This is a genomic window from Cellvibrio sp. KY-YJ-3, assembly GCF_008806955.1.
Lineage (GTDB): Bacteria > Pseudomonadota > Gammaproteobacteria > Pseudomonadales > Cellvibrionaceae > Cellvibrio.
Genome location: NZ_CP031727.1, coordinates 1,494,785 through 1,508,931, shown reverse-complemented (window position 1 = coordinate 1,508,931; position 14,147 = coordinate 1,494,785). Strand labels below are relative to the sequence as shown.

Sequence of the window (14,147 nt, the reverse complement as noted above, 5' to 3'; positions counted from 1 at the left end):
GGCAGACCCGATCAAGGAATACCCAGATAGTAACAAGCCCGGCGGTTCCACAGCAGGGCTTACATACGTATTCAGCAAATTATCGGCAGATAAATCAATGGCTCCAACTTATCGCCCCGGTATATGCCGTAATCAATATCAGAATACCAAAGGCAATGCGGTACCAGGCAAAAGCGATATAGGTGTGCTTGCTAATAAAAATTAACAATGCGCGCATCACCACAAAGGTAGCAATAAACGCGGTGATAAACCCGACAGCCAGAATACCTGCATCACTCCACTCCAATTGTTCACGTGCGCCCCATAAGCTGTAAAGCGATGCTGCCGATATCATGGGAATCGCGAGAAAAAAGGAAAATTCGGTGGAGGCCTTGCGCGATAAACCGAAATACATACCACCGATAATTGTGGCACCCGAGCGCGAAGTGCCGGGAATTAACGCCAAACATTGGCACAAACCCACTTTCAGCGCATCCCTGTAACTCAGGTCATCCATCTCTTGAATGCGCGGCGCGTAAGCAAACTTTTCTACCCAGATAATCGCCAAACCACCCACAATAAATCCACTTGCTACCACATAAGGGCTGAACAAATAGGTCATGATGAAATCGCTGAGCAAAAAGCCGATCAGCGCTGCCGGAAAAAATGCCAGCGCCACGTTGACGTAAAGATTACGCTCAATACCCGGGCGAACCACACCGCCCAAACTGCCAAAAATTTTGCGCCGATACTCCCACACAATTGCAAGCATGGCGCCCATTTGGATAAAAATTTCAAAAACGGTGCGCTTCTCGTTCTCCAGAAAATTCATCATATCCGCGGCAAGAATTAAATGGCCGGTACTGGATATAGGCAATAGTTCGGTAACTCCCTCGACAATACCCATCACAATCGCTTTTATTACAAGAACGAAATCCACAAAAACTCCTTTGGCCTGAAGCTGAAATAACAAAACCTGCGACAACAAAAAAATCGACGCAATTAACCGGCCAAGTCTGCGTGAGGCAGCGCTTTTTTGCAAATTCACACATTTATTACAAAAACAGCGGAGTATACTGATGCCCTACATTCCGCCATCAAAGGGACTCCACATGCGCCAACTTCACGCTCGCTTTTACGCCCTGTTCGCTATTGTCGCTGGGCTCCTATTCAGCGGCTGCGCCAATGTCCATTACGCGAATGATTACAAATCGGGAACCGATTTTAACAATCTGAAAACCTATAGCTGGCGCGCCGTAACGGTTGACATTGGCGGAACCGATCCAGCGTTACTTGAGCGTTTGGCAGACAATCAATTAGCCGCGCAAGGTTTTGCGCGCACGCACGACAAGCCCGATTTACTTCTGGATATGCAAGTATTTGCGCGCCAAAGCAAAGGTGGCAATAGCAGTATTGGTATAGGTATTGGCATGCCGATTGGGCGCAATGGCAGTGTTGGCTTGGGCACATCGCAACTGCTCAATAGAGGCAAACAGGAAGGCGTGATGCTGATCGACGTTACCCGCGCCAGCGACAACACTTTGATTTGGCGCGGCAGCGCGGAAGGCATTCCACTGATTCAGTTCTCTCTCAGCGCCGAGCAAAAATTGGGGGCGACCATGGCGCAACTGCTTGGCCAATTCCCACCAGCCACGGCACCTTAATTCACTCTATTCAGCCCTCACGACCGATAAGCGATACCCATGCCCCACTCTCAGCGCCTTTCTATTGAAGGCATTTTATTGTTAATTGGTCTGGCCATTGGCTGGGGCATTAACTGGCCCATCATGAAATTCATCATCAGCGAAATTCCACCGCTGACTTTTCGCGCCTTTTGCCTGTTTTTTGGGGGGCTGGGCATTCTCGGGCTGGCGCGGGCGTCAGGTTTGTCGCTGGCACTGCCCAAGGGTTATGTCAAAAAACTGCTGTGGGTGTGCCTGCTCAATATCGTCGGCTGGAATGTAATGGCAACCTACGGCCTGAGCTTGCTGCCCGCCGGGCGCTCCGCACTGCTGGGTTACACCATGCCCATCTGGACGGTGCTGCTGTCGGTGTGGGTGCTGCAGGACAAATTCACCCTGCGAATTGGTTGTGCGCTGTTACTGGGGATTGGTGGCATAGCCGCGCTGATGAGCGAATCCTTGATCGCCTGGTTTAGTGGCCCGTTTAACCTGCAATTGCTGGTAGGTGCGCTACTGATGATTGCCGCCGCCTGGTCCTGGGGTGCTGGCACTGTGCTGATGAAACTCTGGCAGATCCCGCTCAACACGGTGGTACTCACCGGCTGGTTACTGCTGCTCGCCAGCCTGCCCATTATGGTCGCCGCCGCACTGGTAGACGGCCCCCCACAACACATGCCCTCCACACTCGCGCTCTGGGGCGTGGTGTACAACGTATTTTTCGCGTTTATGTTTTGTTACTGGGCCTGGGTGCGCCTGGTGACGCTAGTGCCGGTGAGCGTGTCATCGCTCTCGTCACTGATGACGCCCTTGATCGGGGTGGTCTCCAGCATTTATTTGCTGGGCGAAGAACCCGGCTGGCCGGAGCTCAGCGCCACTATTCTGATTTTAGGCGCAGTAGCGGTGATCAATTTTGGCGGTAAAAAAGCTAATACAGCACCGGCAGCGACTGATCCAACACTATGAGCCCCTGTGCAGGCTTAATCTGTGCCGCATAGGCGATTACCTCCACACCGGCCGCTATCGCCGCGCGCAAAGTCGCACCATAAACCGGGTCGATATGATCCGCCGGGCTCACCTGTTGAATACCCGTATGCTGCACACAAAATAGCAATACGGCTCTATGCCCCTGCGCCACCATTAACATCAATTCGCGCAAATGTTTGCTGCCGCGCTCACTCACGGCATCGGGAAAATAACCCTGCCCTTCCGTTTCCATCAAAGTGACGTTTTTTACCTCCAGATAGCAGAGGCGCGCATCCTGCGGGTGACCTGACAATAAAAAGTCGATGCGCGATTTTTCATCGCCGTAGACCACCTCGCGTTTTATCGCCGTGTAACCCTGCAACTCGCGGATCACCCCCACCGCCAACGCATCCCCCACCAGTTCATTGGTGCGCGCGGTATTGATACCGGCCAGATGCCCGCCGGGCGTGCTGACTACTTCCAGGGTCTGCGGGTATTTACGGGTTTTACTGGCGGATACTGAATACCAGCAGGGGCTGTCGGGCAGCACACAGTTTTTCATCGAGCCGGTATTGGGGCAGTGAATAGTGATTTCGCTGCCATCGGGCAGACGCACATCAGCGAGAAACCGTTTATAGCGCTTGAGTAATTGCGCGGGGTAAAACACAGGTATAACGGATTGCTGATCCATAAATTAACGCCAGATGTGTAACGATAAGGTGACAAAAAAGTGGCAAATTGAACCACAAATGCACCATTTTGCGGCTATAGTTTTTGTTTAGGACAAAACCCGGGACAGGATTCAAGCCAACACAGCTAACGGCGCCAAAAGCTGCGAAAAAACGCTAGCACTCGCATTTGTTATCTGATAGCTTGCTCCCCCTTCTAATTCTGCCCACCCCCTGGTGCAGATGATCGATGATCCAGGATGTCTTACGAGGCGCTACATATGGCGAAAAAATCTCCCTCTACTGAAACCTTCGCACTCCGCCCTTTCACTCCCTATGTGGAGAAAAAAGGTGAAGAGTATATGAACGACAACCAGAAGCTGCACTTCAGACAATTGCTGCTCAACTGGCGCTCAGAATTGATGGAAGAAGTAGATCGCACCGTTAGCCACATGAAAGACGAAGCGGCTAACTTCCCCGATCCCGCCGACCGCGCCAGCCAGGAAGAGGAATTCAGCCTCGAACTGCGCACCCGCGACCGCGAACGCAAATTAATTAAAAAGATTGACAGCACCCTGGAGCTGATCGAGAACAACGATTATGGCTACTGCGATGCCTGTGGCGTAGAGATTGGCATTCGTCGCCTTGAAGCGCGCCCAACCGCTACCCTGTGCGTGGATTGCAAAACCCTCGCCGAAATCAAAGAAAAACAAATCGGCGGCTAAGGCCGATTTGCCGGAGGCGGGGCCACCCGCCTCTTTTATTATGTCTGCCACTCCCTCTATAGATCCCAGCGTTACGCCATCCAAGCTTGATAACACCCGCTATCGCGGACGTTTTGCCCCATCTCCCAGCGGCCCACTGCATTTCGGCTCACTGGTCAGCGCGCTTGCCAGTTATCTCGATGCCAAAGCCAATCATGGCCAATGGTTGGTACGCATGGAGGATTTGGACCCGCCGCGCGAACAACCCGGCGCTGCCAGCCTGATTTTGCAGACACTCGAAGACCACGGTTTGCAGTGGGATGAACAAGTGCTCTACCAAAGCGCGCGCCATCAGTCTTATCAGGAGACCCTAGAGTGGTTGATCGCCCAAAATCTGGCCTACCCCTGCGGTTGCTCGCGTCAGGAATTAGCAGCGATGGGCGGTATTTACGATGGCCGCTGTCGCCACCGGCAAGTGGATATTGCCAAGCCCTACGCCATTCGCCTGAAACTCTACGACATTCCCCATCGCCCACAGACTGAGTGGGTGACTTTTGAGGATTTGATCCAAGGGCAGCAAACCCAAAACCTGCGCACCCAGGCGGGCGATCAAATCCTCAAGCGGCGCGATGGCTTTTATGCCTATCAACTGGCGGTAGTGGTGGACGATATCCACCAACAAATCACCCATATTATTCGCGGCAGCGATCTACTGGAGGTGACCGCACGCCAGCTATTTCTGTTCAACTTGCTCGATGCACCAACGCCCGCCTTTGGCCATGTGCCACTCGCGCTACAATCTAATGGTCAGAAGCTAAGCAAACAAAATCACGCCAAGGCTATCGACTCAGCACAAGCGAGCAGGAATCTGTGGCATGGGCTAGGCTTTTTAGGGCAGAATCCCCCTGTTGATTTGGCGCGCGCCTCTACCAGCGAACTACTCAGCTGGGCACAAACCCATTGGCGACGCCATGTGATTACCGGCCTTGGCCATCTGTACCAAGAAGAATAACAACACCAATTGACCACCGGCCAACCACAGCGCTACAAGCCATCACTATGCACCCGCTCGCAGGTCAGCGCTAACAGGAAACAGACTTATGAACAATCAACGCCTGGTTATCTTGCTCCTGCTGGTGGCCTACATATTTTCACCCAGCTTGTTCAATTGGATTCTCGACCCCCAAGGCGCCTGGTATCGGCCCTATATTGTGTGGGTTGGGGTAATAGTGGTGGCTTTTATTATGCAGACCCGACGCAAGAACTATCACGACTTTGATTAACACCGGAAGCGCGATCTAACCGAATTGAAACCAACTACCTATAAGAACATCACCCAATGACATTTGATCTCAGCCAAGTGGCGCTAATCGGTCTCTGCTATCTATTGTTGCTATTTGGCATTGCCTATATCACCGAGCGCGGTTGGATTCCCGAAGCAGTCACCTCCCACCCCATCACTTATATTTTGTCGCTGGGTATTTTTGCCAGCGCCTGGGCGTTTTACGGGGTAATCGATCTCGCCTTTCAATACGGTTACGGTGCATTGGCTTATTACATCGGCACCGGTGCATTATTTTTGTTTGCCCCCGTGGCGCTGGCGCCCTTGGCAGAACTGGCCCGCCGCCATCAAGTGCATTCGCTGGCCGACCTGCTGGTATTTCGCTACCACAGCCACAGCGTTGGGGCACTAACCACCCTTTGTATGCTGTGCGGTATTTTGCCGCTGATGGCACTGCAAATTCAGGCGATTGCCGACACCATGCATATCCTCACTGTAAGCGGTAACCCCGCGCTGCCGCTGCAGGGCACGGGTCTAACCTTCAAGGATTTAATGGCGCTGTGCTACTGCGCCATTTTGGCCTTTTTTACCATTTCTTTCGGCGCCAATCGCGACCAACACCGCGGCCTGATTACCGCCATGGCCTTTGAGTCACTGATCAAAGTGTGTGCCCTCTGCGCCATCGGCCTGGTGGCCGTATTTGGTGTATTTGACGGATTGGAAGGATTGGATCAATGGCTGTTGGATCACCCGGAAAATCTCGCACTGCTGCACAGCCCCATCCATACCGACTCGGCCCACACCTTGCTGCTGGTCTTTGTTGCCACCGCCGTTACCATGCCCCATATCTTCCATTTGGGATTGGCAGAAAACCCGCTGATGCGCAATTCGCATACCGTGACCTGGGCCTTCTCCTTATTCCTGCTGCTGATGGCACTACCCATCTTCCCGATTCTCTGGGCAGGCACTGAACTCTCGGTACCATTACCGCCGCAGTACTACACCCTGGGTATTCCTATTTTGTTCAACTCGCCGGGGCTGACCTTGCTCGCCTTTATTGGTGGCTTGTCGGCGGCAACCGGGGCGATGGTGGTGATTTCTCTGGCGCTCTCAACCATGGTGATGAACCACTGGTTGCTGCCAAGCCTGAAATTACGCACCCGTACCGACCTCTACAGCCAGCTCATCTGGCTGCGGCGGATTTTGATCGCCACGATATTCCTCGGGGCTTACCTGCTGTACTGGATTCTGGATAACCGCTTCAGCCTCGCCCATTTAGCCATGACTGCGTTTATCGAAACCTTGCAATTCCTGCCCGCCACCTTTGCGATTGTATTTTGGAGCAAGGGGAACCGACGCGGGGTGATCGCCGGTTTGGCTGTCGGCACCAGCGTGTGGGCTATAGGCCTGCTGTTACCCATGTTGACCGGCTTGGAGTTTGTCCCGCTTCCTTTTAATGACTGGACGATTCCGGTAGGGATTGAATACTGGAGCCAAGTCACCCTGATTTCGATCAGTTTGAATACGCTCTGTTTTGTATTGATATCCCTGGCAACCACCCAGACGGAAGACGAACAATACAGCGCCGATGTCTGTGCTGCTGATGAACTGAGCCACCCGGTGCGCCAGGCGCTGGATGTACACTCCGCCGCCGAATTCAAACATCGTCTTGCCAAACCGTTAGGCAAAGTTACCGCCAGTCGCGAGGTGGATATCGCCCTCAAAGAACTGAGTTTGGGTATCGACGAACGCCGCCCCTACGCCCTGCGTCGCCTGCGCGACCAGATCGAGGGCAACCTGTCGAGCCTGATGGGGATTCACGTCGCCAGCGAGATTATGGACAAGTACATCCCCCATGTAGTGGCCGAAACCCACAACACCGTGGACATCAACCTGATTGAAAGCCGCCTCTCTGAATACCGCGAACACCTCACCGGTATGGCAGCGGAACTCAATACCTTGCGTCTCTATCACCGCAAAACCCTGGAAGAATTGCCGATGGCGGTCTGCTCGCTCGGGCGCGACATGGAAGTGCTGATGTGGAACCGCGCCATGGCGGAATTGACGGGCATCCCCAGCGGCGATGTTACGGGTTCCTATCTGGAGGATATTCCCGAACCCTGGTGCAGCCTATTAATCGACTTCAGCCAAAGCAACGAGCCGCATTTCTATCGCCGCGAGATAGAGCTGGACAATCGCCCACACTGGATCAGCCTGCACAAAGCCAATATTGAAGGCACCATTACGGCGGGCGTGTACGACCAGGTAATGCTGCTGGAAGATGTGACCGAGACCCAATTATTGGAGCAAGAGCTAGTGCATTCGGAGCGGCTCGCGTCGGTTGGTCGTCTCGCGGCGGGTGTCGCCCATGAAATTGGCAACCCAATCACTGGTATCGCCTGCCTCGCGCAAAATTTGAAGTACGATTCCACCGACCCTGCGGAAGTGTTGGAAACCGCGGAGCAGATCCTTAGCCAGACCGACCGCGTCGGCCGTATTGTGCAATCGCTGGTGAGCTTCTCCCACGCCGGTCACGCCAGCAAGACCGAATTTGAAGCCGTCTCCCTGCGCGACTGCGCCAATGAAGCCATCCACCTGCTCTCGCTGCAAAAGGATAAAAACCAGGTACTGTTTTGCAATGACATCCCCAAAACCGCCATTATTGCCGGCGATGCACAGCGGATGATTCAGGTTTTTATAAACCTTTTATCTAACGCACGGGATGCCAGCCCGGAGCAAGGGCGTGTTATGCTTGAAAGTAACGAAGATGAGGATTCGGTAACAGTTTTTGTTACCGATGAGGGGCATGGTATTCCGCCCGAACTGATTGAGCGCATTCTCGAACCCTTCTTCACCACCAAAGAACCCGGTGAAGGTACAGGGCTTGGATTGGCCATGGTCTACAGCATTATTGAAGACCATAGCGGCCATATGGACATCATCAGCCCCGCCGATACCGTTCACAATCGCGGCGCCCGTTTTGAGATTACACTGCCGCGCCATCTGGATTCATTCATGGATGCCTGACCTGGAAAGTGAACAAAACCAGCGACTTGCAAGACTATTTTGCAAGCTATTGACCAGTAACACTTAACGCAAGACCCGGATAGCTATGAGTAAGATTCTGATTGTTGAAGACGAAACCATCATCCGTACCGCGCTGCGCAAACTGCTTGAGCGCAACCAGTACGAGGTCAGCGAAGCGCCGTCAGTCAAAGAGGCCACGTCCAAATTCCAACTCAAGGATTTCGATCTAATAGTCAGCGACCTGCGCTTGCCAGGTGCACCGGGCACCGACCTGATCAAATTGGCAGGTGATACTCCCGTACTCATCATGACCAGCTATGCCAGCTTGCGCTCAGCAGTAGACTCCATGCGCATGGGCGCAGTGGACTATATCGCCAAACCCTTCGACCACGACGAGATGGTTAATGCCGTTAAACGCGTAATCGGCAAAGCCAAAGCGGCAAATAAGGCCGCCAACAGCACCCAAACTGCAAGTACTACCATTGCCGGCATGATTGGCACCAGCGATGTGATGCAGGACCTGTACAACCGCATCCATAAAATCGCCCCCACCAACGCCACTGTATTGATCCATGGCGAAACCGGCACAGGCAAAGAGCTTGTTGCCCGCGCGCTGCACGAAGAGAGCAACCGCAACAATCATCTGATGATCTCAGTCAACTGCGCCGCCATTCCCGACACCCTGATTGAATCCGAACTCTTTGGTTATGAAAAAGGCGCCTTTACCGGTGCTGCGACCAACCGTGAAGGCCTGGTTGCAGCAGCGGATGGCGGCACCCTGTTCCTTGATGAGATTGGCGAACTACCATTAGAAGCCCAGGCGCGCCTGTTACGCGTACTGCAAGAGGGAGAAGTGCGCCCACTGGGCTCGGTGGAATCGCGCAAGGTAGATGTGCGCTTAGTAGCAGCAACACACCGCGACTTGCGCAAACTGGCGCGCGAAGGCAAATTCCGCGAAGACCTCTACTTCCGGATCAACGTGATGCAACTGGAATTACCGCCACTGCGTGAGCGCGGCCGCGACATTATCAGCATCGCCGAATCCCTGCTGCAGCGTTACTGTGCGCAGTTTGGCAAGCCACAACTGAAATTATCGTCTGACGCAATGGACGCCATCATGAGCTACAACTGGCCGGGCAACGTGCGCGAGCTGGAAAATGCCATGCAGCGCGCCGTGATTCTCTGCGAAGACAGTACTGAGATAGGCGATCACCTGCTTTCCATCGACATGGACGCCCAAGACCTGAATGACAACACGGGCAGCTCCATTTTTGAGCCAGCACGTTTGGCTAGCCGCAGTAACGGCAGCAGTGCTACTGAAGACTTATCCCTGGAGGACTACTTCCAGCGCTTTGTACTGGAACATCAGGACACCATGAGCGAAACCGAGCTGGCACGCAAACTGGGTGTGAGCCGCAAGTGCCTGTGGGAGCGCCGCCAGCGCCTTGGCATTCCCCGCACCAAAGCCGGCGCGAGCGCCAGCAGCGGCAAATAACCGCCAGAGACAAAAAATCCCCGCCAGCCAAACCGCTCGCGGGGATTTTTCATTTTAGTGACACAATTTTTTGATTTTGACGCCAATAAAGTTGAATAAGACGCCAATTCGTTACCCCCAGTCACGTGGGTGTTACCGCAAAAATACTGTTACCCACCCCATATCCGGTAACAATCGCACACCGATTATGTAACCGTCCGAAATAACCAAAAGACATATGGCGCACCACGAAAAAGTTAACCATATGATTACATTGAACTTTTCAATTCTGGCACAACAACTGCTTTTAGAGCGCCATAACAAAAACAAACAATAAGAATTAAATGTGAAAATCTAATAACAACAACAAATAATAAAAAACAGAAAGAAACGCAAAATAAGAACAATAGATAATAAAAAACTGAACATTACAAATAACAACAAGAAACAATAAGAAATGGAAAAAAGAACATAACAACAACAAACAATAACAACAGAAATAACATAATAATAACGAAAACAATAACTTAGACGTAGATTGGCCACGCTAGAAAACAAGAGCAATAAGACACTAAAATAAAGCGGATACAAACCAGGCACTGGATGGGATAGCACGCGAGATTGGATATGGGCACGGAAGCACCCCATTGAATGCCATTAGCACCTCGGTGCTCCCTCCAACGGGAAAGCGAAAGCTTTCCCGTTTTGCTTTTTGGGTTGTCCATTTTGGCTTTTGGCGATAACAGAATCACCTTGGCAGTAGCGGTCAAGGTCGTAAAAAACCTCACTCATCTGCTAAACTCGCGACTCTTGTGCAACTGACTGCCTAACCCCCCAGCGAGACACCATGCTCAAACGCTTGCTAAACCTCTTCACCTCCGGCACCAAGGATTCCGCCAAGGCATCCATTTCGCGCAACAGCGATGGCGCCGCAATAATTCCCCGCAACCAACATACGATCTCGCGCAAGAACATTAGTTCTGCCGCCATCAAAATTATCAAACAATTGGAAGATGCCGGTTTTGCTGCCTATCTGGTGGGCGGCGGTGTACGCGACTTGTTGCTGGGCGGTCACCCGAAAGATTTTGACGTGGCCACTAACGCCACCCCCGATGAAGTCAAACGTATTTTCCGCAGCGCGCGCATTGTTGGTCGCCGCTTCCAGATTGTGCATGTGCGTATGGGGCGCGAAGTCATCGAGGTAACTACCTTTCGCGGCCATCACGACGACAGCTCCCAACATGCCGCCCGCAGCGAAGATGGCATGCTGCTGCGCGATAATGTGTACGGTACACTTGAAACCGATGCAATGCGCCGCGACTTTACGGTCAACGCCCTCTATTACACCTTGAAAGATTTCTCGGTTATCGATTACTGCGATGGAATGAGCGACCTCAAAACCCGCACCCTGCGCATGATTGGTGACCCGGCCACCCGCTACAAAGAAGACCCGGTGCGCATACTGCGCGCGCTGCGTTTTGCCGCCAAACTCGGTTTTACGTTGGAGCCCAATACCGCCAAACCCATCCGCGAACTGGGCGGCTTATTACTCAATGTGTCCGATGCACGCCTGTTTGAGGAGGTACTCAAACTATTCCTCAATGGCTCGGCCACAGCCACTTTTGCACTGATGCGCGATTATGATTTGCTGGTCCACCTGCTCCCAGGTACCGACAAGGCACTCAAGGCTGGCGATGAAGTTGGCGCTAACCTGATTGAACAGTGCATGATTAATACTGACAAACGTGTCCGCAGCGGCAAAACCGTCACTCCCGCGTTTATTTATGCCGCGTTACTCTGGCCCGCACTGCAACAACAGTTCAAGGTATTGAGCAGTCAGATGCCGCATACCCAGGCATGGTCACAAGCGGCACAAAATACGGTGAACCTGCAATTGACCCGCACCGCTATCCCCAAACGCTTTCTGATTCCGATGCGTGAAATTTGGGATTTGCAACAGCGCCTGCCCAGCCGTCTGGGAATGCGCGCCCTGCGCACACTGGATCATCCCCGCTTTCGCGCGGCTTACGACTTCTTGTTAATGCGCGAAGCCGCTGGTGAAGCGCTGGATGGCTTGGGGGTATGGTGGACCAATTACCAAACCGCCAACGACGAAGAACGCGAAGAGATGGTGAAAAACCTGGCCAAACAAAGCCCAAAAAGTGCGAGCAAACCGCGCCGTCGCCGCCCACGCAAACCGGCCGCCGCCCCCGGCGGGAACGAATAAACCATGACGCTGGCCTATATTGGTCTGGGCAGCAATCTGGAGGATCCACTGGCGCAGGTAACACGCGCCTTTGATGAGCTATCGGCACTGCCGGACACACAGCTGCTTGAACGCTCTGCGATCTACAGCAGCAAGCCGGTCGGCCCCGCGCAACCCGACTTTATTAATGCCGTTGCGCTGCTGGATACCCAATTGGCGCCACTCGCCCTACTGGACGCGCTGCAAGCCATTGAGCAGGCGCACCAGCGGGTGCGCATTGAGCACTGGGGGCCGCGCACCCTGGATTTGGATCTGCTGCTCTATGGCGATCTAGTTATCGCCCATGAGCGCTTGACGGTGCCTCACCCCTACCTTACCCAGCGCAGTTTTGTGCTCTACCCGCTGGCAGATATCACCCCTGAATTACACCTGCCGGATGGCAGCCAATTGAGCAACTGGTTACACCAGTGTGCCCCTGATGGCCTGACTAAATTGCCATCCCCATCTGAGTGTTGATTGCTGCAAGGAGTTATCGTGGACGCTGTATTTGAAGAACTCGGTCTGGATTTAACCAACACCCAACTGCCGCGCTATATCGCGGTAGAGGGTTGCATTGGGGTGGGTAAAACCACACTGGCACGCAATATTGCGCAACTCTTTAATTACGACACCCTCCTCGAACAACCGGAAGAGAATCCGTTTCTGGAGCGTTTTTATCGCGACCCCAAATCCACCGCCCTGCCCACCCAATTATTCTTTTTATTCCAGCGCGCCAATCAGCTGCAGGCGCTGCGTCAGGACGATATTTTTGAGCCGGTGCGCGTGGCTGATTTTTTAATTGAGAAAGACCAGTTGTTTGCGCGCACCACACTCGATGACGACGAATTAAATATCTATCGCCAGGTCTACGACAAGCTGGTTATTAATGCCCCGCGCCCGGATCTGGTGATTTATTTGCAGGCACCACTCGATGTATTGCTGGAGCGCATTCGCCAGCGCGGTATCAGCGCCGAGCAACATATCAGCGCCGATTATTTAAAAGCACTCAGTGATGCCTACACCGAATTTTTTCATTTTTACGACGGCGCACCACTGCTGATTGTGAACGCCAAGGATTTAAACCTGGCGCAAAATCGCGATCACTTTAAACAGCTGGTGCAATATATCCTGACCATTAAAAGTGGTCGCCACTATTACAATCCGGTGCCCGCACTGTAATTTAGCCGCGGCTCACACTTTATTTGGGGAGCAGACTATGCCCTACGCAACGATCAATAGCGGCACCTCCACGGCCAATACCGCACTGGTAAAAAACATCACCACCAACTCCTTGTACAAACTCAAAGCCAGCGGTGAAAAGTTTGTGGTGATCTCACTTTACGACGCGCATATGGCCGCGATGGCTCAGCGCTGCGGCGTGGAAGTAGTCTTGGTGGGCGACTCCCTGGGCATGACGGTGCTGGGGTACGACAGCACCATTCCAGTCACTATGGAGCAGATGATTTATCACGTTGAAGCGGTGGCGCGCGGCAACAAAAAGTCGCTCATTATTGGCGACCTGCCGTTTATGACCTACGCCACGCCGGACGATGCCATGCGCAACTGTATGCGCATCATGCAAGCGGGCGCGCAGATGGTAAAACTCGAGGGCGGCGCCTGGCTGGCCGATACCGTGCGCATGCTCGCCGAACGCGGCGTGCCGGTGTGCGCGCACCTGGGGTTAACCCCGCAATCCGTCAATAAATTTGGCGGTTTCCGGGTACAAGGGCGGGATGCGGCAAGCGCTGAAAAAATTCTCGCCGACGCTAAATTACTCGCCGAAGCCGGCGCCGATTTGCTGGTGTTAGAGTGTGTACCCGCCGCTCTGGCCGCGCGCATTACCCGCGAGATCGCCATCCCGGTGGTCGGCATAGGCGCCGGGCGCGATACCGATGCGCAAGTATTGGTGATTAACGATATTCTCGGCCTCACCGAGCAGCCGCCCAAATTTTCCAAAAACTTTTTGCTGGAAGCCCAGGATATTCCCGGCGCCATGCAAAAATACGTGGCCGATGTAAAGTCAGGTTTATTCCCTGGCGATGACAACATCTTCCTCTAAACTAGGTTTTCACAACATGGCCGCCAGCATAGGGCGACCAGTATCCCCCACCATTCGGCATGGT

General features: G+C 53.3%; 13 protein-coding genes. 11 read left to right on the top strand and 2 right to left on the bottom strand.

Features of this window, described 5'->3' with window-relative positions:
• Positions 1 to 94: 94 nt before the first annotated feature.
• Positions 95 to 919: an undecaprenyl-diphosphate phosphatase gene (locus D0B88_RS06335; protein WP_040393337.1), complete on the bottom strand. Its 825-nt coding sequence runs from the start codon at positions 917 to 919 to the stop codon at positions 95 to 97.
• 172 nt (positions 920 to 1,091) lie between these two features.
• Between D0B88_RS06335 and D0B88_RS06330 the strand changes: the two genes are divergently transcribed.
• Both D0B88_RS06330 and D0B88_RS06325 read left to right on the top strand, forming a co-directional pair.
• Positions 1,092 to 1,643, top strand: a complete 552-nt coding sequence (locus D0B88_RS06330; RefSeq protein ID WP_151055952.1) for a DUF4136 domain-containing protein — start codon at positions 1,092 to 1,094, stop codon at positions 1,641 to 1,643.
• A gap of 39 nt (positions 1,644 to 1,682) precedes the next feature.
• A complete protein-coding gene (locus D0B88_RS06325) occupies positions 1,683 to 2,624 on the top strand; it encodes a DMT family transporter (RefSeq protein WP_151055950.1) in 942 nt (313 codons plus the stop codon).
• Here D0B88_RS06325 and sfsA read toward each other — a convergent pair.
• Positions 2,587 to 3,315, bottom strand: a complete 729-nt coding sequence (gene sfsA, locus D0B88_RS06320; RefSeq protein WP_151055949.1) for a DNA/RNA nuclease SfsA — start codon at positions 3,313 to 3,315, stop codon at positions 2,587 to 2,589. The two genes, D0B88_RS06325 and sfsA, sit on opposite strands and share 38 nt — an antisense overlap.
• Before the next feature lie 258 nt (positions 3,316 to 3,573).
• On the opposite strand from sfsA, the gene dksA reads away from it, so the two are divergent.
• From dksA to panB, 9 genes are all read left to right on the top strand, one after another.
• Positions 3,574 to 4,017: an RNA polymerase-binding protein DksA gene (gene dksA / locus D0B88_RS06315; protein ID WP_007645291.1), complete on the top strand. Its 444-nt coding sequence runs from the start codon at positions 3,574 to 3,576 to the stop codon at positions 4,015 to 4,017.
• A 40-nt stretch (positions 4,018 to 4,057) separates the two neighbouring features.
• Positions 4,058 to 5,008 (top strand): tRNA glutamyl-Q(34) synthetase GluQRS, encoded by a 951-nt coding sequence (gene gluQRS, locus D0B88_RS06310; RefSeq protein ID WP_151055947.1) that lies wholly within the window; start codon positions 4,058 to 4,060, stop codon positions 5,006 to 5,008.
• A gap of 88 nt (positions 5,009 to 5,096) precedes the next feature.
• On the top strand, positions 5,097 to 5,279 hold the full coding sequence (locus D0B88_RS06305) for a hypothetical protein (RefSeq protein ID WP_007645294.1): 183 nt from the start codon (positions 5,097 to 5,099) through the stop codon (positions 5,277 to 5,279).
• 56 nt (positions 5,280 to 5,335) lie between these two features.
• Positions 5,336 to 8,305, top strand: coding sequence for an ATP-binding protein (locus D0B88_RS06300; RefSeq protein WP_151055945.1), 2,970 nt, complete (start codon positions 5,336 to 5,338; stop codon positions 8,303 to 8,305).
• An 85-nt stretch (positions 8,306 to 8,390) separates the two neighbouring features.
• Positions 8,391 to 9,800, top strand: a complete 1,410-nt coding sequence (locus D0B88_RS06295) for a sigma-54 dependent transcriptional regulator (protein ID WP_151055943.1) — start codon at positions 8,391 to 8,393, stop codon at positions 9,798 to 9,800.
• Positions 9,801 to 10,626: 826 nt separating this feature from the next.
• On the top strand, positions 10,627 to 12,006 hold the full coding sequence (pcnB, locus tag D0B88_RS06290; RefSeq protein WP_151055941.1) for a polynucleotide adenylyltransferase PcnB: 1,380 nt from the start codon (positions 10,627 to 10,629) through the stop codon (positions 12,004 to 12,006).
• Positions 12,007 to 12,009: 3 nt separating this feature from the next.
• The gene (folK, locus tag D0B88_RS06285) at positions 12,010 to 12,501 is read left to right on the top strand and encodes a 2-amino-4-hydroxy-6-hydroxymethyldihydropteridine diphosphokinase (protein ID WP_151055939.1); all 492 of its coding nucleotides are present in this window, start codon (positions 12,010 to 12,012) and stop codon (positions 12,499 to 12,501) included.
• 18 nt (positions 12,502 to 12,519) lie between these two features.
• Entirely contained in the window at positions 12,520 to 13,203 is a 684-nt protein-coding gene (locus D0B88_RS06280) for a deoxynucleoside kinase (protein WP_007645305.1), read from the top strand.
• A gap of 37 nt (positions 13,204 to 13,240) precedes the next feature.
• Positions 13,241 to 14,083, top strand: a complete 843-nt coding sequence (gene panB, locus D0B88_RS06275; protein ID WP_007645306.1) for a 3-methyl-2-oxobutanoate hydroxymethyltransferase — start codon at positions 13,241 to 13,243, stop codon at positions 14,081 to 14,083.
• Positions 14,084 to 14,147 lie beyond the last annotated feature (64 nt).